This is a genomic window from Enterococcus sp. AZ079, assembly GCF_050547255.1.
Taxonomy (GTDB): Bacteria; Bacillota; Bacilli; order Lactobacillales; family Enterococcaceae; genus Enterococcus_D; species Enterococcus_D casseliflavus.
Genome location: NZ_CP172955.1, coordinates 1,734,441 through 1,754,589, shown reverse-complemented (window position 1 = coordinate 1,754,589; position 20,149 = coordinate 1,734,441). Strand labels below are relative to the sequence as shown.

Below are 20,149 nucleotides of genomic sequence, written 5' to 3'. Positions count from 1 at the left end.
GAATGGAGTGGATTAGATGAAGAAAATTCTTGTTGCCAATCGTGGAGAAATCGCGATCCGTGTCTTCCGCGCATGTGCGGAACTTGGGATCAAAACTGTCGGAATTTATGCTGCGGAGGATGAATACTCCGTCCATCGCTTTAAAGCAGACGAAGCGTATTTAGTAGGGAAAGGCAAACGTCCGATCGATGCGTATTTAGACATTGAAGATATCATTCGCACGGCGAAAAAGGCCGGTGCCGAAGGAATCCATCCTGGATACGGCTTTTTATCAGAAAATCTGGGATTTGCTCAACGCTGTGAAGAAGAAGGTTTGATTTTCATCGGACCATCCACCCATCATTTAGATATTTTTGGCGACAAGATCAAAGCAAAAGCAGCAGCGATCGAGGCAGGGATTCAATCGATTCCTGGCTCTGACGGTCCAGTTGCATCGATCGATGACGTTTTAGCTTTTGCAAACGAACATGATTATCCAATCATGATCAAAGCAGCCCTTGGGGGCGGTGGGCGAGGCATGCGTGTCGCTCATGATGAAAAAGAAGCAAGAGACGGCTACGAACGTGCCAAAAGTGAAGCCAAAGCGGCATTTGGTAGCGATGAAGTCTACGTTGAAAAATACATTAGTAATCCAAAACATATTGAAGTCCAAATTTTAGGAGATACGCACGGAAACGTCGTTCACTTATTTGAACGTGATTGCTCGGTTCAGCGCCGCCACCAAAAAGTAGTCGAGGTGGCACCTTGTGTGTCAATGACTGATGAACAACGGGAAAAAATATGCCAAGCAGCCGTTCAACTAATGAAGCATGTCGGCTATATCAATGCTGGAACCGTGGAATTTTTAGTAGAGGGCGACAAATTCTACTTTATCGAAGTAAACCCACGGGTCCAAGTGGAACATACGATCACTGAAATGATCACCAATTTAGACATCGTGACGACACAAATTTTGATTGCACAAGGCAAAGACTTGCATAAAGAAATCGGGATTCCTGAACAAAAAGACATTCGCTTTGAGGGTGTTGCGATCCAATGTCGCGTGACGACAGAAGATCCAGCGAATAATTTTATGCCAGATACTGGTAAGATCGATACCTACCGCTCTCCAGGTGGGTTTGGGGTTCGTTTAGATGTCGGAAATGCTTATGCCGGTGCAGTGGTAACCCCTTATTTCGACTCGCTACTTGTAAAAGTCTGTACGCATGCAGCTTCGTTCGACCAAGCAATTCAAAAAATGATGCGCTGTCTGAAAGAATTCCGAGTACGTGGTGTAAAAACAAACATTCTCTTTATGCGTAATGTTGTTTCTCATCCAGCCTTTCGTTCAGGGGAAGCCAAAACCACTTTTATCGACAATACGCCAGAACTATTCAATTTCCCTCGGATTCGTGACCGTGGAAACAAAACCATGAAGTATATCGGTGAAATCACGATCAATGGATTCCCGGGAATCGAAAAACAAAAGAAACCTTTCTACAATGAACCACGGATGCCACAACACATCCAAGCAACGCCTGATTTTGTCAGCGCCAAAAATATTTTAGATACGAAAGGTGCAGAGGGTGTCGTTGAATGGATCGGTCAACAAAAGAATGTCTTACTGACGGATACAACCTTCCGAGATGCCCATCAAAGTTTGTTGGCAACTCGTGTAAGAACCCATGACTTTAAGAAAATTGCCGCGATGACGGAAGCTGGCCTACCACAATTGTTCTCAAGTGAAATGTGGGGTGGAGCAACCTTTGACGTTGCGTACCGTTTCTTAACAGAAGATCCATGGGAAAGATTGCGGATGTTCAGGAAAAAAATGCCGAATACCCTGTTGCAAATGTTGTTTAGAGGCTCCAACGCTGTCGGATATTCCAATTATCCAGACAATGTTTTGGAAGAATTCATCAAAGAATCTGCGGCACAAGGAATCGATGTATTCCGAATCTTTGATAGTTTGAACTGGGTCCCACAAATGGAGAAAAGTATCCAAGCCGTTCGCGATACGGGGAAAATTGCAGAAGCGACGATTTGTTATACAGGGGATATCAATGATCCATCCCGCCAAAAATATTCGGTACAATATTACAAAGACATGGCAAAAGAATTGCAAAATCTTGGTGCCCATATTATTGCTATCAAGGATATGGCTGGATTATTAAAACCGCAAGCGGCTTATCGTTTGATCAGTGAGTTAAAAGATACGATCGATGTACCGATCCATCTGCATACGCATGATACCAGCGGGAATGGGATTATCACTTACTCAGCAGCTACCAAAGCTGGCGTTGATATCGTGGATGTCGCTATGTCAGCTATCAGTGGCGCAACGAGTCAGCCAAGTATGAGTAGTTTGTATTATGCTCTTTTAAACGGCGAGCGTTGCCCAGAGATCAATGTGGATAATATCCAACAATTGAATCACTATTGGGAAGATGTTCGCATGTACTACCATTCCTTTGAAAATGGCTTGAACGCCCCTCAAACGGAAGTGTACAAGCATGAGATGCCAGGAGGACAATATACCAATCTCCAGCAGCAAGCCAAAGCCGTTGGTTTAGGCGAAGAATGGGATGAAATCAAAGAAATGTATCATGAAGTCAATATGATGTTTGGAGACATCGTGAAAGTGACACCTTCTTCGAAAGTCGTGGGCGATATGGCGCTCTTCATGGTACAAAATGGCTTGTCAGAAAAAGATATTTTTGAAAAAGGCGATACATTGAGCTTCCCAGAATCAGTGATCACCTTCTTCCAAGGCGAGTTAGGTCAGCCAGTCGGCGGTTTCCCGAAAGAATTGCAACGTATTATCTTAAAAGGACGCCCAGCCTTTACGGAACGACCAGGAACCTTTGCCAAACCAGTTGATTTTGCCGAAGTGAAACAAGAACTAGCGGAAAAAATCGGCTATGAACCAAAACACGAAGAAGTCTTGAGCTACTTGATGTATCCGCAAGTCTTCCTGGATTATCGAAAAGCGTATGAGCAGTTTGCCGATGTAAAAGTCCTTGATACACCAACCTTCTTTAATGGTATGCGCTTAGGCGAAACGATCAATGTCGAATTAGAAAAAGGCAAAATCTTGATCATTCGTCTTGATGAAATCGGTGAACCAGATATCGAAGGCAATCGGACCCTCTTCTTTAACTTAAACGGTCAACGACGAGAAATCGTTGTGAAAGATAGTTCGATCATCAGTTCTGTTCAAACAAAACGCAAAGCAGAGCCAACGAACAAAGAACAAATCGGTGCCTCCATGAGTGGTTCAGTTTTAGAAGTATTAGTCAAAAAAGGTGACCGAGTGGCACGTGGACAGACTTTGATGGTCACTGAAGCGATGAAGATGGAAACTTCCGTCGAAGCTCGCTTCTCTGGTGTAGTTGAGCATGTTTACGTAACCGATGGGGAACCAATCCAGTCAGGAGACCTTCTGATTGAAGTCAAAGAAAAATAAGGAGTCGATCAGCAGATGAAGCGAAGGGGATTATTATTTTGCGGCTTATTTGTCCTAGCCCTGATAATCGTGTATTTGCAGCCAGTATTCATGCAAAACGCTTCAGATTCAAGAATGACGATCGAGAACCCAATCAAAGCACCAACGACCATGAATTATGAACCAATCGCAGCCAAAGGATTAGCTGAATTGATTGGGGAGCCTGTTTCTGATTTTGAAGAAATCTACGGGCTTCCAGTTCAAACGTATCGCTCGGGCTACGAGTTTGAAATTCGGGTCTACAATCAATTAGACGATCAGCAATATGTTGAGATCAATACGGATGGTGAGAGTGTGCAGGCAATCAAAGTGATCGGCGCCGGGGGATCTTCCCTAGCGCCCTTTGCAATGGGCATGACCTTGACTGACTTGACTGAGCTGACCATGATTTATCCAAATTTCACCTTGACACAAAATGATCGCACCATCAGTTTTGAATTGATGGAAGAAGATATGAACTACCGACCCTTAGTAGCGTTTGATAATGGGACATTTGCTGTTTTATTCTTTGATCAAGAGACGGCTCAACTGCAGGCGATCACTTACTTGGATCAGACGACCCTGCTTAAGTTAGCGCCCTATCCCTTGACGGAAGGAGAACGACCGCTGTTTCAAGTTTCGCAAACGATTGACCAAGCACAAGCTGATCTTGAAAAAGAGACGTTAGCCTTTGTCATTATTGATAAGCTTCGTAATCAAATCGGTTTGGAAAGCTTTGTACAAGATACCCAGACGCATCAAGATGCGGTCGGACTTTTAGCAGATTTGACGAATAATCTATCGGATCATTTGACCTCTCAACGCATCCATTCCTATCAACGTGCTCTTTCTTCGGAAAAAACGAGTAATTTTGTTTTGACGAACGATGAGTGGCAGGAGTTATTAGCAGCGAAGGAGTTAGAGGCTTCTGCTTCGATTTTTGAAGCGCCTGTCTATGATCCAACCTTTACTATTTTATCTTGGTTCAGCAACCCAAGATTTACTGAACGTTTGACCCATGAACAATCAGAAAAGATAGGAATTGCTTTTTCTGAAGCAAATATGGTAGTCTTAGTGCAAGAAGATGTAGAAGGGACCGAGGATAGTACATCAGATGATTTACGATGAAGCCTTTTTCGAGATTGAAGATCAAATCGATTCACTTGTGACGGCAATCAAAGCGAGTGAAACGTGTAGAAACTATCAAATAGCAAAACAAACCATGCATCAAGATCCTGTTGCTCAGGAATTGATGCAATCGTTTTTAGAAAAAAAGCTGGATTTTGAAAGAATTGAAGCGTACGGCGCATATGCCCCTGATTACAAAGAGAAAAAGCGTGCGATGCGCACAGCTAAGCGACAGCTGGATCTCAATGAGCAAGTGAGCGAGTACCGCTGGAGTGAAACGCAGCTGCAGCGTTTGCTGGATGAACTGACCGTAGCGATTTCTACGTGTTTTTCACCAACTGTCAAAGTGGATGCTGGAAGTCCTTTTTTTCAATCAAAATCAAGTTGTGGAGGAAATTGTCATGCACGAGGATAAAACGCCTTTTACGATGCAGAAGCGTCGAGGATTGATCGTATGGGTCTACAGCCTACGCCAACTAAAAAATTTGCGTCGTTTTGGCTTCGTTCATTATGTGTCACGCAAAATGAAATATGTGGTCATGTATTTGAACGAAGAAGAATACGAAAGCAAAAAAACAAAAATCGAGCAGTTTCACTTTGTTCGACAAGTTGAAGCTTCCTATCGACCAGATGTCGAAATGGATTTTGCTGAAAAAATTGGTACATCAGCAGCCTATCCAGTGAAAGATGAAGGGTTTGATATCGAAGAAAAAAATACGATGATTCGATTGGCAGAAAACGTGTAATAGAAAAGTGGGGGTGCCTTGAGTCACCGCCATTTTTTTATTGCTATTTATAGAAACAGTGCTATATTTGTATTTACGAAGATCTTGGAGGGAAAAACGCATGCGTGTAGTAGCCGGAGAATATGGTGGCCGCAGATTAAAAAGTCTTGCTGGAGATAACACTCGCCCCACGACAGACAAAGTAAAAGGGGCGATCTTTAACATGTTAGGGCAATATTTAGATGGAGGAGTTGTACTGGATCTGTTTAGTGGGAGCGGGGGCTTAGCGATCGAAGCGGTCTCTCGTGGTGCGGAGCATGCCGTTTGTGTCGACCGTAGTTTTCCAGCTATCAAAGTGATCCGTGAAAATATTGCAATAACCAAAGAACCAGAAAAGTTCACGGTACTAAAAATGGATGCCAATCAAGCCTTACGCCAGTTTGCAGCTGAGGGACAAAGTTTTGACTATCTATTTTTAGATCCACCTTACGCAAAGCAAGAGATCCTGCAACAGCTAGAAGCTATGCTGAAGGATGAATTGATTCGTCCGTTTGCATACGTAGTTTGCGAAACAGACAAGTCCATCGACTTACCAGAACAAATCGGCTCGTTGCATTTGGTCCGTGCCCAAACCTATGGCATATCGGCAGTGACGATCTATAGAAATGAGGGATAACGTGAAAAAGATTGCTTTATTTCCAGGGAGTTTTGACCCATTGACGTCCGGTCATGTTGACCTGATTGAGCGAGGAGCCACGCTTTTCGATGAATTGATCGTCGGCGTTTTTACAAACACCAATAAAAAAAGTTTTTTTACGAGTGAAGAAAAAGTTCATTTGATCGAAGAAGCCCTCGCCCATATTCCTAACGTCAAGATTTTGGCACAAGAAACGGAGCTGACGGTTACGATCGCAAAAAAACTAGGTGCTCAGTTTCTGCTTAGAGGCATTCGCAGTGTGAAAGACTATGAATATGAGCGGGACATCATGGAGATGAACCATCACCTAGAACCCTCATTAGAGACCGTTTTTCTTTTAGCAGACGCAAAGCACAGTTTCATCAGTTCCAGTTTGTTGAAAGAAATCTTGACCTTTAACGGCGATGTTGCCGAATATTTACCTCAAAATATCTACGATGCTATAGTAAAGAAGCGTGATACCAATGAATCTTAAATCAACGATCAAATATGTTCTCTTGTTTGTTTTAGCACTGATCATCGCAGCCTGTGCCTTTTTGCCTATTCCTTATTATATCGAGCAACCTGGTGCAACGATCGATTTAAAAGAATTGATTACCGTCAATCAAAAAGAAGACACCTCAGCTGGCTCCTTTTCTTTAACCAGTGTCGGGATTCGACAGGCTACCGTGTTTACGGCGATTGGAACAAAATTCAATGAATTTCAAGACTTGATCAGTGAGGAAGAACTTTTAGGCGGTGCGACAGATGAGGAGTACAATCGCATCCAGCGCTATTATATGGAATCCTCGCAAAATAGTGCGATTGAGCAAGCATTAAAGCTGGCAGACTTGCCTTATGAAATGACCTATAAAGGGGTCTATGTCATGGGGATTGATCCAAATTCCAGCTTTGCGGGGAAAATATCCGTTGGAGATACCGTTACCGCAGTCAATGGCAAAGAGTTTAAAAGTAGCCAAGACTTTATCGACTATGTACAAAGTCAAACCATTGGTGATGAGATCACCGTGACTTACTTGCAAGATGGCGAAGAAAAAGAAGCAACAGGCAAATTAATTGAACTGGAAAGCAATCAAAAAGCTGGGATCGGTATCTCACTCGTCGATCATACAGAGATCACTTCTGATGAAGAGATCGTGATCGATTCTGGCAATATCGGTGGGCCTTCAGCTGGGTTGATGTTCACCCTTGAAATCTATGAACAGCTAACTGGAGATAACTTGCGTAAAGGCCATAATATTGCTGGAACCGGAACGATCTCAGCTGATGGGACGGTTGGTCGAATCGGTGGGATTGACAAAAAAGTAGCGAGTGCCAGCGAAAGTGGTGCAGAAATCTTTTTTGCTCCGGACGATGAAATCACTGATGAAGAGCGTGAAATAGATCCTTCCATTAAAACGAATTACGAAGAGGCAGTGGCAGCAGCGAAGAAGTTAGACACAGACATGAAAATCGTTCCGATCGCCAATGTCCAAGATGCATTGGACTACCTAGCAACACTAAAAGAAGCAAATTAAAACGGCACTTGCCGTTTTTTTTATTGTCTAAAGAATACAGTAGGCTCAAAGAAAAGGTTATGCTATACTTTTAGATAAGGAGTGTGAATCTAGTGGAATTAAAAAGACAACAACCGATCGTTGAAGCATATCATTTCGATATGAAACCGAAAGACAAAGAAATGGAAACAAAATTGAATGTCGGCTTTGCGCCGTTAAAAGTCAAAGATGAAGAATATATGGAAAAAAACAGTATTATTGGTGCCCGTTTAGAATTCCAATTGGTGTTCCCTGATTACGTTTTGTCAGGACGTGTCGGACAAGTCAATCATATTTTGAATCGCAAAGTCAATTCTGGAGAGGATTTGACGAAAGCCGAAACTGATCGCTTGGTTGAGCCCTTGTTTGATATCGTCAAACGCTTGACTTATGAAGTGACAGAGATCGTGACCGACAAACCAGGTTTACAATTGAACTTTAATACCAATTCGAACGCTGCACAAGAAGCGAAGGAAGAAGACGAATAACGAGAAATAGGAGGGATGCCCATTGTTTTCCAATCAAATGCAAGTGATGCTATACGTCGATGATGTGACGAAAGCAGTTGAGTTTTGGCAAGAACTAGGGTTTGTGATCATTGAACAACAAACCGTTGATGGAACATCCGTCGTTGAAATTGCGCCATCAAAAGAGGCGGAGGCACATTTTGTCTTATATGACCGTGAGTTTATCGAAACACATTCACCTGAAGTCGCTTTGAATTCCCCATCGATCATGTTTTTTGCAGAAGATATTACGACACTTTATAAGAAGCTTTTAGAGATGGAAGCAGAAGTGGGTGAATTGATTCAGATGGAAGAACAACTGGTTTTCAATTTTGCCGATCCGGATGGTAATTATTTTGCTGTTTCAGGAAAATAGCTTTTGTCGATCGTAACCAATCATTCGTCCTTTTGAACCCGACTTTATGTTGTCGTACTGTTCAGGACAAATGGTTGGTTTTTTCGTTTTATTGCAAGACATTTTACGGGCAAAGGTCTAAAATTGATAACAAGAGAATCAATTGCCTTTAAGGAGGAAATGACTATGCAAAACTATCTATATGCAATCAGTGATATTCATGGAATGGCCGATCTGTTTAAAAAACTTCTTACCGATTATGACCCTAAGCTCCATCAGCTGCTTTTGATTGGAGACTTAAATGATCGGGGGCCGAAGTCAAAAGAGTGTTTTTTGCTTGGAAAAAAGTTAGTCGAAGAATACCAAGCGATTTATTTACGCGGCAATCACGAAGAGTATTTTCTGCAATTTCTAAATGCCCCTGAGGATTGGTTTGCCGCTTACGTACGCAATGGCGGCAAAGAAACGATTGAAAGTCTTTTGCATACAGGCGCTACTGAGGAGTATTCGCCGACGGAAATCGCCTTAATGATCCGCAGTAGCTATCGAGACTTAATAGAGTTTTTGATGGAGCGACCGCTTTATTACGAATGGGGAAAGTATCTCTTTGTTCATGCGGGCGTGGATTTAAGTAAAAAAGATTGGCGTAAGACCGCAGACCATGATTTTATCTGGATTCGCGAGCCGTTTCATAAAGGAAAAAACCGTACAGGAAAAACGATCGTTTTTGGCCATACCATCACGCCCATGCTGCATGGAGATATGCAGACGACGGATCTATGGCAACAAGACGACAAAATCGGCATCGATGGCGGGGCAGTATTTGGTGGATCGGTGCATGGCGTGATTTTCGATGACAAAGGGATCGTTCAGGACATCGAATACCAAAATTTAGCAGGTCCTTGGCAACCAGACTTTTAAAAGTCTTTTTGAGAAAAGACAAAAGCAGCCATAACAAGAGTCGCGAAAGCAACATTGTTTTCGTGCAATCTTGTTCGCTCAATGGCTGTCTTTTTTATGTTAAAATAGCAAAAGCAACAAAGGAAAGGTGAGAACAAATGGCAGAAATGAATCAAGAGGTACTTGATTTAGTAAAACAAGAATTAACCGCTTTTACCCAAAAACAAATCAGTACGGTGTTGCAGTTATTGCAAGAAGGAAATACCGTCCCCTTTATTGCCCGCTACCGTAAAGAAATGACGAATGGACTTGACGAAGTTCAGATTCGAGAAATTGAAGTGCGATACCAATACTTAGAAAACTTAGAGAAACGCAAGCAAGAGGTTTTGCGTTTGATAGAAGAACAAGAAAAGCTAACGCCTGAACTATCACAGGCGATTTTAGCTGCGACAAAAATGCAGGCCGTCGAAGACCTGTATCGTCCTTATAAACAAAAACGACGCACCAAAGCGACGATCGCCAAAGAGAACGGCTTGGAACCATTTGCTCAGTGGCTGTTAAGCTTCCCAAAAGCAGGTGACGTTCAAGAAAAAGCGGCCGAATTTATCAGTGATGCTGTTCCTACTGTAGAAGATGCCTTAGCAGGCGCGCACGAGATCATTGCAGAAGGCGTTGGTGATACTGCAGAGTTTCGTAGTTGGATCCGCAGCTATTACACAAACAAAGGACTGTATCAAAGCACGGTCAAAAATGCTGAAAAAGATGAAAAAGGCGTTTATGAAATGTATTACGATTTCCAGCATCCTATCAATAAGATGGTGTCCCACCGAATTTTAGCCACTAATCGTGGGGAACAAGAAGACATCTTGAAGGTCGCCCTTGTGGCAGATGAAGAAAAAATCATGGATTACCTACGTCGCAAATTGATCACGAATAGGGATTCACCCGCAGCCGGTTTTGTTGAAGCTGCAGCTGCTGATGCGCTGAAACGGTTTATTTCACCAGCCATCGAACGAGAGATCCGCAATGAATTGACAGAAAAAGCTGACGAACAAGCAATTGCGATTTTTGGAGAAAATCTTCGCAATCTGTTGCTGCAGCCGCCATTGAAGGGCAAAGTCGTTTTAGGTTTTGATCCAGCGTATCGTACAGGCTGTAAACTAGCCGTCATTGATGAGACTGGAAAAGTACTAGCGATCGAAGTGATCTATCCTCATAAACCAGCGCCTATGAATAAGCGAGAAGCTGCCGGACCAGCGTTTCGTCGCTTATTACAAACCTATAAAGTCGAGATGGTCGCAATCGGTAATGGGACTGCGAGTCGGGAATCAGAGCAATTCGTCGCTGAACAATTAAAATTGATCGATCAAGAAGTATATTATGTGATCGTGAATGAGGCAGGCGCTTCTGTTTATTCTGCCAGTCCGATCGCTCGTCAAGAATTCCCTGATCTGCAAGTGGAAGAACGCAGCGCCATCAGTATTGGTCGCCGTCTGCAAGATCCCTTGGCAGAATTAGTCAAAATTGATCCACAATCCGTGGGCGTCGGACAATACCAGCATGACGTTTCGCAAAAACGCCTCGCTGAACAATTGGATTTTGTTGTTGAGACTGTTGTCAACCAAGTTGGCGTTGACGTCAATACCGCAAGTGCGGCACTCTTGCAGCATGTAGCTGGTTTAAATAAAACCACTGCTCAAAATATCGTGACTTATCGAGAAGAAACTGGTGTATTTACGCAGCGGAATCAACTGAAAAAAGTCCCTCGCTTAGGACCAAAAGCTTATGAACAGGCGATCGGCTTTATGCGGATACCTGGCGGAAAAGTCATTTTGGACAATACCGGGATCCATCCAGAAAGTTATGACACTGCCAAAGAAATTTTGGCGATCGCGGGTATTTCTTTAGCGGAGCTAGGGAAAGAGCAAATGGAAGAAAATAAAGCGAAACTTGCCCAACTACGCCCAGCGGAGCTTTCCGCAAAATTGTCAGTCGGCAAAGAAACCATCACGGATATCCTAAAGGCGTTAATGCAGCCTGGACGCGATATGCGTGATGAAATGCCAGCCCCATTATTGCGCAAAGATGTGCTGAGTATGGAGGACCTAAAACCGGGAATGGAACTGAAGGGAACGGTTCGAAATGTGATCGACTTTGGTGCTTTCGTCGATATCGGTGTCAAACAAGATGGACTGGTGCATTTGTCGAAGCTGAGCCGTTCGTTTGTAAAGCATCCGAAAGACGTTGTTTCCGTCGGTGATGTCGTAACCGTTTGGATCGAGCAAGTAGATGTCAAAAAAGGCCGTATCAGTTTAACCATGGTCGATCCGGGAAATGCAAAATGACCCAACAAGAACTGCAGCGGTTGGTGGAAGAGCTGTCGCTGTCTGTTTTCAACAAACCATTCACGCATCGAGCGGTGTTTAATTCTCGCTTAAAAACAACCGGTGGCCGCTACCATCTAAGTGATCACCACTTGGATTTCAATCCAACCATGCTCACAGAACACGGGATGGAGGTTTTTATCGGCATTATCAAGCATGAATTGTGTCATTATCATTTGCACTTAGCAGGTCTTGGTCACCGTCACCAAGATCCTGCCTTTAAAGCATTGCTGGCAAGAACGGGAGGCTTGCGTTATGCACCTCCTGCCAAAAGGACAGCCAAACATCGCTATCGATGCCAAAATTGCGGCTGCGAGATTCGGCGGCAGCGACGTGTGGATATCAAAAAATATGTTTGTGGAAAATGCCGTGGACGTTTGATAGAAATAGGAAATGATGAGAAAAGTCAAGTCGAAAAATAAAACTCGTTGCTATTTTTTTCATTTTGTATGATAATGTAGGTCGTGTGACAACCTGATATTTGTCAATACACGCGTTTTTTTTACGACGCGGATTTGAGAAAAGAGGATTATAATAATGGAAAATCAAAACAAAATACATCATTTTGTTGGAATCAAAGGTTCCGGTATGAGTTCATTGGCTTTGATTCTGCACGAAAAAGGCTACCAAGTACAAGGCTCTGATGTGGAAGAATATTTCTTCACTCAACGTGATCTAGAAAAAGCAGCGATCAAATTGTTGCCTTTCGATAAAGCAAACATTCAACCAGAAATGGTCATTATCCAAGGGAATGCTTTCCCTGACACCCACGAAGAAATCGTACGGGCAAAAGAACTTGGTTTAGAAGTTACTCGTTATCATGACTTTATTGGCCAATTCATTCAGCCCTATACGAGTATTGCGGTGACCGGTTCTCACGGGAAAACCAGTACGACAGGATTGCTTTCTCATGTCTTAAGCGGCATCCGTCCAACAAGTTTCTTGATTGGCGATGGTACTGGTCATGGGGAACCTGATGCGGAATTCTTCTCGTTTGAAGCTTGTGAATACCGTCGTCATTTCTTAGCGTATTCACCGGATTATGCAATCATGACCAACATCGATTTTGATCACCCAGACTACTTCCACTCGATCGAGGATGTCTTCTCAGCCTTTCAATCGATGGCAAGTCAAGTGAAAAAAGGCATCTTTGCTTTTGGTGATGATGAATACTTGCGTAAACTTGAAGCCGATGTCCCAATCTACTATTACGGCGTCAACGATAACGACGATGTCCAAGCAAAAAATATTGAACGCACCACCCAAGGTTCAGAGTTCGACGTCTTCATCCATGGTGAAAATATTGGCCATTTTGTCTTACCAGCGTTTGGTCAGCACAACATCAACAACGCATTAAGTGTGATCGCTGTGGCTTACAAAGAAGGATTGGATATGAAAGAAGTTGCTGCTGAGATGATTTCATTTCCTGGAGTGAAACGCCGCTTTAGCGAAAAAATCGTGGCGGATATGACGATCGTGGACGACTACGCCCACCATCCTGCAGAAATCAAAGCAACGATCGATGGCGCTCGTCAAAAATATCCAGAGAAAGAAATTATTGCTGTCTTCCAACCACATACCTTTACCCGCACGATCGCTTTGATGGATGAATTTGCGGAAGCATTGGATCTTGCAGACCATGTCTATCTATGTGACATTTTTGGATCTGCTCGTGAATCACGAGGAGATGTTAAAATTGAAGATCTAGGCAAGAAAATTCAAAAAGGCGGAACTGTGATCAAAGAAGAGAACGTATCTCCGCTATTGGATCATCAAAATGCTGTCGTGATTTTCATGGGAGCAGGCGATGTGCAAAAATTTGAGACAGCCTATGAAAAACTATTAAGCAATACAACTCGTAACGTATTGTAATCAAAGACTCTTGTGGCGTGTTTGCTGCAAGAGTTTTTTACATGTGAAGTTTTTGCAAAAGCAGCACCGCGAACTTGCACTTTTGTCGGCATCTGATAGAATATACTCAGATGAAACTATTCTTTTTGGAGGAATTAAATTTTGAATATAGGGAAACCGCGAAAAATAGGAAAAAGTATTGAAGATATCGAGGAAGGCGATTCGTTATCCTTAACAGAATCGATCGAAGACAATCAACTGTTGTTATATCTAGGGCTGACTAATGATGCCAATCCTTTGTATATACAACATGACTACACGCAAAAAACTGAGTACCAGCGTCCCATCGTACCATCCATTATGTTGATGGGGATCATCACCAGTGCCGTATCGAAACATTTGCCTGGTCCTGGCTCTCATGTAGTCAATTTTTCGGTAAACTTTATTGAACCTGTATATCATTATGAAACGTTGACCTTTGAATTCGAAGTGATCAAAGTGGATAAAATGAAAGACGTGGTAACTATTTCGGTTGAAGCGATCAACACAGAAGATCATCGTATTTTAGATGCTGTGGTCATGGTCCAGCCGCCAAAAGCAGTAGCAGAAAATGAGGAGGAACAACAAGATGAATAATTTAAATAATGAAACCGTCCAAGCCCAAGGCTTAAATCGCTTTTATTCAAAAGTGTATTTATTCTTCGGCGTTGGGCTTGCGATCAGTGCGATCTCAGCCTATATATTTGGGGAAGTCTTTCAAGCGCAAACGCTGCAATTTATTGACAACTTTCCGCTAGGATTTACCGGTCTTTGGATCTTACAGATCATTCTAGTTATTGTATTAGGGGTGAAGGCGCAGAAAAATCCGTCCTTGACCGTTGCTGGCTTTTTAGTCTATTCGCTCTTGAATGGATTGACCTTGTCTGTGACACTGATGATCTATGACTTTGGATCGATCGTGGGAGCATTTGTTTCCGCAGCTGTCACTTTTGGTGTCATGTCAGCATTTGGGATCATGACTAAACGGGATCTAAGTGTGGTTGGTCGTATCGGCTATGGTCTGTTGATCGGGATCATCATCTCGACGCTCTTGAATGTATTTATTTTACGCAGTCAACCGGTTGACTTTTTCTTATCGATCGTGACCGTCTTTGTCTTTATGGGGATCACCGCCTATGACAATCAGCAAATCCGCAATGTATATTTCGCAACGAATGGTGGCGCAAATACAGGAATGGCCGTTTTCATGGCATTACAACTGTATTTGGACTTTATCAACTTATTCCTTGCGTTATTGCGAATCTTTGGGAAAAACAACTAAAAAAAGTGCGAGGAAACTCGCCTTTTTTTTTGCATAAAATAAGAGAGAAAACAAAGCAATTCATCGCTTTTGTGCCCGTTCTTTGATAGAATAAAGAGGAACTTTTTGAGAAAAGGAGTAATCAAATGCCAAAAAATAAATTACTACTCGTTGATGGGAATAGTGTGGCTTTTCGCGCGTTTTTTGCGTTGCATAATTCATTAGAACGGTTTAAAAATGCCAATGGGCTGCACACAAATGCCATCTATGCGTTTCATACTATGTTTGAAAATGTGATGGCAAAAGAACAGCCAACACATGTTTTAGTGGCTTTTGATGCTGGAAAAACCACCTTCAGAACAGCAATGTATGAAGACTATAAAGGTGGACGTTCAAAAACCCCTGGGGAATTCAAAGAACAAATGCCTTACATTCGCGAATTGATCAACGCGTTAGGTGTTCAATACTACGAATTAGATAACTACGAAGCCGATGATATCATTGGCACATTGGCAAATAAAGTCGACAAAGAGCTGTTTGATGTCGTCGTTTTATCTGGCGATCGCGATTTGACCCAGCTGGCAACGGAGCACGTGAAAGTTGATATTACGGTCAAAGGAGTTAGCGAAATTGAAAGTTATACGCCCGCTCATGTGGCTGAAAAATATGACGGCCTAACGCCCTTACAAATCATCGACATGAAAGGACTAGCCGGCGATGCTTCCGATAATATTCCTGGTGTCACCAAAATTGGTGAGAAGACAGCCATCAAATTATTGAAGGAATATGGCTCCGTTGAGGGGATCTATGAACACATCGATGAAATGAAAAAAAGCAAGATGAAAGAAAACCTGATCAATGACCGTGAGATCGCCTTTCTTTCAAAACAATTAGCAACCATCGATGTGGATGCGCCCATTGAGGTCGATGTTGACAAACTGAAATATGAAGGCAAAGATTTAGAGAAATTGGTGCCATTCTACCAAGAAATGAACTTTAATAGCTTCTTAGAGAAGTTGCAGATTACAGCTGAACCAGTTGAGATGGAAGACATTTTATTTTCGGTCGTTGAAGAAGTTACAGAAGATATGTTCCAAGGAGACACAGCATTGTATGTCGAGATGATGGGGGATAACTATCATTTGGAAGATATCGTCGGTGTTGCTTGGGGCAATCAAGAAAAAATTTATGTCAGCAATCGTGAAGAATTGTTTGAAAGTCCAGTCTTTACCAATTGGTTAAAAGACGAGGAACGTAAAAAAATCGTCTATGATGCCAAACGCACGTATGTGGCATTAAACCGATACACGACAGCACCAAAAGGAATCGCTTTTGATGTTTTATTGGCAGCTTATCTTTTAGACACGAATGATACGAATAATGACATCGCAGGTGTTGCCGCTCACTATGGCTATGATGCGATCCAATCGGATGAAGCGATTTATGGAAAAGGTGCGAAAAAAGGTCTGCCAGCGGATGAGGAAGACTTCTTTGCTCATTTAGCCCGGAAAGTAGCAGCGATTACGAACCTAACACCAAAGCTCACGGAAGAATTGGCAGCGAAGAATCAAACAGCGCTATTCGAAGAAATGGAATTGCCTTTATCAATGATTTTAGCTGATATGGAGATTACTGGAATCAAAGTTGATGCGTCTCGCTTGCATCAGATGAAGGGCGAATTTGCGCAACGGTTGCATGAAATTGAAGAGAAAATCTACGCCGAAGCTGGTGAAACCTTCAACTTAAACTCACCGAAACAACTGGGTGTAATTTTATTTGAAAAAATGGGCTTACCAGTTATCAAAAAAACCAAAACTGGCTATTCGACAGCAGTCGATGTGTTAGAACAACTAAAAGAGCAAGCACCGATCGTTGAAGACATTTTGACTTATCGTCAAATCGCTAAGATCCAATCAACCTATGTAGAAGGCTTATTAAAAGTGATCCAAGGGGATGGCAAAGTCCATACACGATATGTACAAACCTTGACCCAAACTGGTCGTTTAAGTTCTGTCGATCCGAACCTGCAAAACATTCCGATTCGTTTAGAAGAAGGTCGAAAGATCCGTGAAGCCTTTGTGCCACGAGAAGCTGATTGGGTGATCTATTCTTCTGACTACTCTCAAATCGAATTGCGGGTGTTGGCACATATTTCAGATGATACCCATTTGAAAGAAGCCTTTATCGAAGGTCAAGATATCCACTCAAGCACAGCGATGCGAGTCTTTGGTATCGAAAAAGCAGAAGATGTGACACCAAATATGCGTCGTCAAGCCAAAGCGGTCAACTTCGGTATCGTTTATGGTATTTCCGATTATGGCTTATCCCAGAATCTAGGAATCACCAGAAAAGCCGCCCAACAATACATTGATACGTATTTTGAAAAATATCCTGGTGTGAAAACGTACATGGAGGATGTGGTTCGTGAGGCGAAGGACAAAGGGTACGTTGAAACCTTGTATCATCGCCGTCGTTACCTACCTGATATCAATTCGCGCAATTTCAATATTCGGACTTTTGCTGAAAGAACCGCCATCAATACACCGATCCAAGGCAGTGCGGCGGATATCTTAAAGATTGCCATGATCGATTTGGCGAAACGTTTGAAAGAAGAAAAATTAGCAGCAACGATGCTGCTGCAAGTACACGATGAACTAGTCTTTGAAGTACCTGAATCTGAATTGCCTCGTCTTGACGCTTTAGTGAAAGAAGTGATGGAGCAAGCCGTTGCATTGCATGTCCCTTTACTGACAGACAGCAATTGGGGCAAAACATGGTACGATGCAAAATAAATGAGGTGAACAGAGGTGCCTGAATTACCAGAAGTTGAAACGGTCCGCAAAGGACTTGAAAAACTTGTTTTAAATAAAACGATCGAATCGGTCGAGATCCTTTGGCCGCGAATCATCGAAAGTCCTGAAGTGCCGATCTTTTCGGCACTGTTGAAAGGGCAACGTTTTGAAAAATTTGAACGACGTGGAAAATTTTTGATTTTTAAATTGACAGATTATGATCTGATCTCTCATCTACGAATGGAAGGCAAGTACGAGTATTTTGAGTCAGACCCGATTGTCGATAAACATACACATGTCATTTTCCATTTTACGGATGGCAGTCAGTTAAATTACCATGATGTAAGAAAATTTGGTCGTATGACTTTAGTGGATAAAGACCAAAGCGCAGCCTATAAAGGCATCATGCAATTAGGTCCTGAGCCTAAGCCTGAATTGTTTTTATTAGAAGCATTTGAGCAAGGATTGAAGCGGTCTAAAAAAGCCATCAAACCCCTTTTGTTAGATCAAAAACTTGTGACTGGTTTGGGCAATATTTATGTAGATGAGGCGCTATGGCAAGCGAAGATCCATCCTGAACAACCAGCAGATTCGCTCACCCCAGCAGAAGCCAACGTGTTGCATCAAGCGATCATCGATGTCTTGGAACGCGCCGTTGAAGCAGGGGGGACAACCATTCGGACCTATCTCAATGCATTGGGCGAAGCAGGAAAATTCCAAATGTCATTAAATGTCTATGGCCAAACGGGCAATCCTTGCGGGCGATGCGGGACACCAATCGTCAAGACCAAGGTTGCCCAACGGGGGACGCACTTTTGTCCTCAGTGCCAAAAATTGCATGTGAGGTCCAGCAAATGAGCTTTGTCTTAGGGGTCACTGGCGGGATCGCCACTGGGAAAAGTACCGCAGTCGCACATTTTCGCTCACTGGGCTTACCGATTATTGATGCCGATATCATCGCCAGAGAAGTCGTTGAACCGAATACGGAGGGCTTGCAGGCGGTGACACAAGCCTTTGGTCCGCAGATTTTGACCGATGACGGACACCTGGATCGGCAAACCCTCGGTGCCCTGATATTTAATGATCCAGAAAAACGTCGCTTGCTGAATCAGACGCTGTCGCCATTTATTCGACAAGAGATTTTGTCTCAGATCGAAGAAAAAAGGCAGCAAGTGCCCTTGTTGATCGTTGACATTCCTTTGCTTTATGAAGCCGACTATGACCAATACATGGATCAAACCGCAGTCGTTTATGTGCCAGAAGCGCTTCAAAAAGAGCGGTTGATGGCACGTAATCAACTGAGTGAGCAAGAAGCGCAACAACGAATCGACAGTCAGCTTTCCATTGAGAAAAAGAAACAACGGGCCGATATTGTCTTTGATAATCAAGGAACGATCGCCCAACTCAATCAGCAGATCGATGATTGGTTAGCATCCTTAAACAAATAGATAAGACAGCAGGTTCCCTTCAGCAAAAGGGAACCTGCTATTTGTCTTTCAATAGCAAACCTAGCCCTATCATTTCCAAAAACAACTGGCGCTGAAACACGTCGGAAACTGTTTGGTTTGGAAAGTAAGACGATCGTGTATGAATGGTTAAACATCAAAGTACCAGCCCAGATTTATTTTGGGGTCACGATCACGCGATTGCTGGAAAAGGGGTGAAGAACGATCGGCTGATCATAAAAAGAGGTGAGAACCTCCTCAGTAAAAATCGTCTCTCGTTGACCAGCGGCGTGGACTTTGCCGTTTTTTAACATCAGCAAATGAGTGAAAATCGGTAGTAGCTCTTCCGTATGATGGGTAACGTAAAGAAGAGTCGGCGTATTCGGCAGCTGTGAGAAAGCCTCCAGACGGGTTAGCAGTTCTTCTCGTGCAAATAAATCAAGGCCCGTACATGGTTCGTCCAAAATGAGGATCTCTGGTTGTGCCATCATGGCACGTGAGATCATGACAAATTGTTTTTCCCCTTGAGAAAGGACGTGATAGGAACGATGGATCAGATGCGACAAACCTAAGTCAGCCAAAAGCTCTTTTGCTTGGATCAGCTGTTCTTCTTCGTAGGACTCATAAAGACCAATACTGGAATAAAGTCCGGAAAGAACGATCTCTTCGGCAAGATCGCGACCATAAAACTTGCTTTGCAGCGCTGAACTGACCCAACCTATGCGCCGTTGAAGATCGGGCACAGACGTTTTTCCGTAACGCTCCCCTAAGACCGTTCGTTGACCAGAAGAAGGCCATAAACTTCCCGTGATCATTTGGAGTAATAAACTTTTGCCAGCACCATTCAGACCTAAAATCGCCCAATGCTCATTTTTTTTCACTTGCCAATTGATCGCTTTTAATAAATAGTTCTTGTTGCGAACGAATGAAACCTGTTGGAAATCGAGGATTGTCATCTATTGTCGAACCTTAAACAGGTTCTTCACCTCCAGTTGTAAGAATATTCAGAAAATAATCGCTCATATTATAGCATAAAGAAAAACATTTTGCTGGCTATTTGGTATCGCA

At 42.9% G+C, this 20,149-nt stretch carries 19 protein-coding genes; 18 read left to right on the top strand and 1 reads right to left on the bottom strand.

Annotated elements, in window-relative coordinates; translation table 11 throughout:
- The first annotated feature begins 16 nt into the window (after positions 1 to 16).
- The 18 genes from IGJ15_RS08460 to coaE all read left to right on the top strand — a co-directional run bounded on the left by IGJ15_RS08460 (position 17) and on the right by coaE (position 19,084).
- A complete protein-coding gene (locus tag IGJ15_RS08460; RefSeq protein ID WP_333719119.1) occupies positions 17 to 3,445 on the top strand; it encodes a pyruvate carboxylase in 3,429 nt (1,142 codons plus the stop codon).
- A 15-nt stretch (positions 3,446 to 3,460) separates the two neighbouring features.
- The gene (locus IGJ15_RS08455) at positions 3,461 to 4,591 is read left to right on the top strand and encodes a CAP-associated domain-containing protein (protein ID WP_167822799.1); all 1,131 of its coding nucleotides are present in this window, start codon (positions 3,461 to 3,463) and stop codon (positions 4,589 to 4,591) included.
- Positions 4,578 to 5,006, top strand: a complete 429-nt coding sequence (locus IGJ15_RS08450; RefSeq protein WP_167822798.1) for a YlbF family regulator — start codon at positions 4,578 to 4,580, stop codon at positions 5,004 to 5,006. The genes IGJ15_RS08455 and IGJ15_RS08450 overlap by 14 nt, the downstream gene beginning before the upstream one ends.
- Positions 4,993 to 5,337, top strand: a complete 345-nt coding sequence (locus IGJ15_RS08445) for a YlbG family protein (protein WP_005225986.1) — start codon at positions 4,993 to 4,995, stop codon at positions 5,335 to 5,337. Before IGJ15_RS08450 ends, IGJ15_RS08445 begins: the two co-directional genes overlap by 14 nt.
- A 100-nt stretch (positions 5,338 to 5,437) precedes the next feature.
- Complete coding sequence (rsmD, locus tag IGJ15_RS08440) at positions 5,438 to 5,992, top strand: 16S rRNA (guanine(966)-N(2))-methyltransferase RsmD (RefSeq protein WP_167822797.1); 555 nt, start codon at positions 5,438 to 5,440, stop codon at positions 5,990 to 5,992.
- 1 nt (position 5,993) lies between these two features.
- Positions 5,994 to 6,488 (top strand): pantetheine-phosphate adenylyltransferase, encoded by a 495-nt coding sequence (gene coaD, locus IGJ15_RS08435; protein ID WP_005231326.1) that lies wholly within the window; start codon positions 5,994 to 5,996, stop codon positions 6,486 to 6,488.
- The gene (locus tag IGJ15_RS08430; protein ID WP_005235759.1) at positions 6,478 to 7,530 is read left to right on the top strand and encodes a SepM family pheromone-processing serine protease; all 1,053 of its coding nucleotides are present in this window, start codon (positions 6,478 to 6,480) and stop codon (positions 7,528 to 7,530) included. The genes coaD and IGJ15_RS08430 overlap by 11 nt, the downstream gene beginning before the upstream one ends.
- A gap of 92 nt (positions 7,531 to 7,622) precedes the next feature.
- The gene (locus tag IGJ15_RS08425) at positions 7,623 to 8,036 is read left to right on the top strand and encodes a DUF1149 family protein (protein WP_167822796.1); all 414 of its coding nucleotides are present in this window, start codon (positions 7,623 to 7,625) and stop codon (positions 8,034 to 8,036) included.
- A 22-nt stretch (positions 8,037 to 8,058) separates the two neighbouring features.
- Complete coding sequence (locus IGJ15_RS08420) at positions 8,059 to 8,430, top strand: VOC family protein (RefSeq protein ID WP_005225991.1); 372 nt, start codon at positions 8,059 to 8,061, stop codon at positions 8,428 to 8,430.
- A gap of 165 nt (positions 8,431 to 8,595) precedes the next feature.
- A complete protein-coding gene (locus IGJ15_RS08415; RefSeq protein ID WP_123833883.1) occupies positions 8,596 to 9,330 on the top strand; it encodes a metallophosphoesterase family protein in 735 nt (244 codons plus the stop codon).
- Positions 9,331 to 9,467: 137 nt separating this feature from the next.
- Positions 9,468 to 11,654, top strand: coding sequence for a Tex family protein (locus IGJ15_RS08410; RefSeq protein ID WP_167822795.1), 2,187 nt, complete (start codon positions 9,468 to 9,470; stop codon positions 11,652 to 11,654).
- A complete protein-coding gene (locus tag IGJ15_RS08405) occupies positions 11,651 to 12,115 on the top strand; it encodes a SprT family protein (RefSeq protein ID WP_167822794.1) in 465 nt (154 codons plus the stop codon). Before IGJ15_RS08410 ends, IGJ15_RS08405 begins: the two co-directional genes overlap by 4 nt.
- A gap of 115 nt (positions 12,116 to 12,230) precedes the next feature.
- Positions 12,231 to 13,565 carry a UDP-N-acetylmuramate--L-alanine ligase gene (murC, locus tag IGJ15_RS08400; RefSeq protein WP_005225995.1) on the top strand — a complete coding sequence of 445 codons (1,335 nt, stop codon included), beginning with the start codon at positions 12,231 to 12,233 and terminating at the stop codon, positions 13,563 to 13,565.
- Between the two features lie 141 nt (positions 13,566 to 13,706).
- On the top strand, positions 13,707 to 14,180 hold the full coding sequence (locus tag IGJ15_RS08395) for a MaoC family dehydratase (protein ID WP_005225996.1): 474 nt from the start codon (positions 13,707 to 13,709) through the stop codon (positions 14,178 to 14,180).
- The gene (locus IGJ15_RS08390; RefSeq protein ID WP_201689046.1) at positions 14,173 to 14,865 is read left to right on the top strand and encodes a Bax inhibitor-1/YccA family protein; all 693 of its coding nucleotides are present in this window, start codon (positions 14,173 to 14,175) and stop codon (positions 14,863 to 14,865) included. The genes IGJ15_RS08395 and IGJ15_RS08390 overlap by 8 nt, the downstream gene beginning before the upstream one ends.
- 125 nt (positions 14,866 to 14,990) lie before the next feature.
- Positions 14,991 to 17,636: a DNA polymerase I gene (gene polA / locus IGJ15_RS08385; protein ID WP_167822783.1), complete on the top strand. Its 2,646-nt coding sequence runs from the start codon at positions 14,991 to 14,993 to the stop codon at positions 17,634 to 17,636.
- A 15-nt stretch (positions 17,637 to 17,651) separates the two neighbouring features.
- Positions 17,652 to 18,494 carry a DNA-formamidopyrimidine glycosylase gene (gene mutM, locus IGJ15_RS08380; RefSeq protein WP_060792046.1) on the top strand — a complete coding sequence of 281 codons (843 nt, stop codon included), beginning with the start codon at positions 17,652 to 17,654 and terminating at the stop codon, positions 18,492 to 18,494.
- Positions 18,491 to 19,084 (top strand): dephospho-CoA kinase, encoded by a 594-nt coding sequence (gene coaE / locus IGJ15_RS08375; RefSeq protein WP_015509632.1) that lies wholly within the window; start codon positions 18,491 to 18,493, stop codon positions 19,082 to 19,084. Before mutM ends, coaE begins: the two co-directional genes overlap by 4 nt.
- Positions 19,085 to 19,257: 173 nt before the next feature.
- On the opposite strand, the gene IGJ15_RS08370 is transcribed toward coaE, so the two are convergent.
- Complete coding sequence (locus tag IGJ15_RS08370; protein WP_333719121.1) at positions 19,258 to 20,037, bottom strand: ABC transporter ATP-binding protein; 780 nt, start codon at positions 20,035 to 20,037, stop codon at positions 19,258 to 19,260.
- Between the last annotated feature and the right edge of the window lie 112 nt (positions 20,038 to 20,149).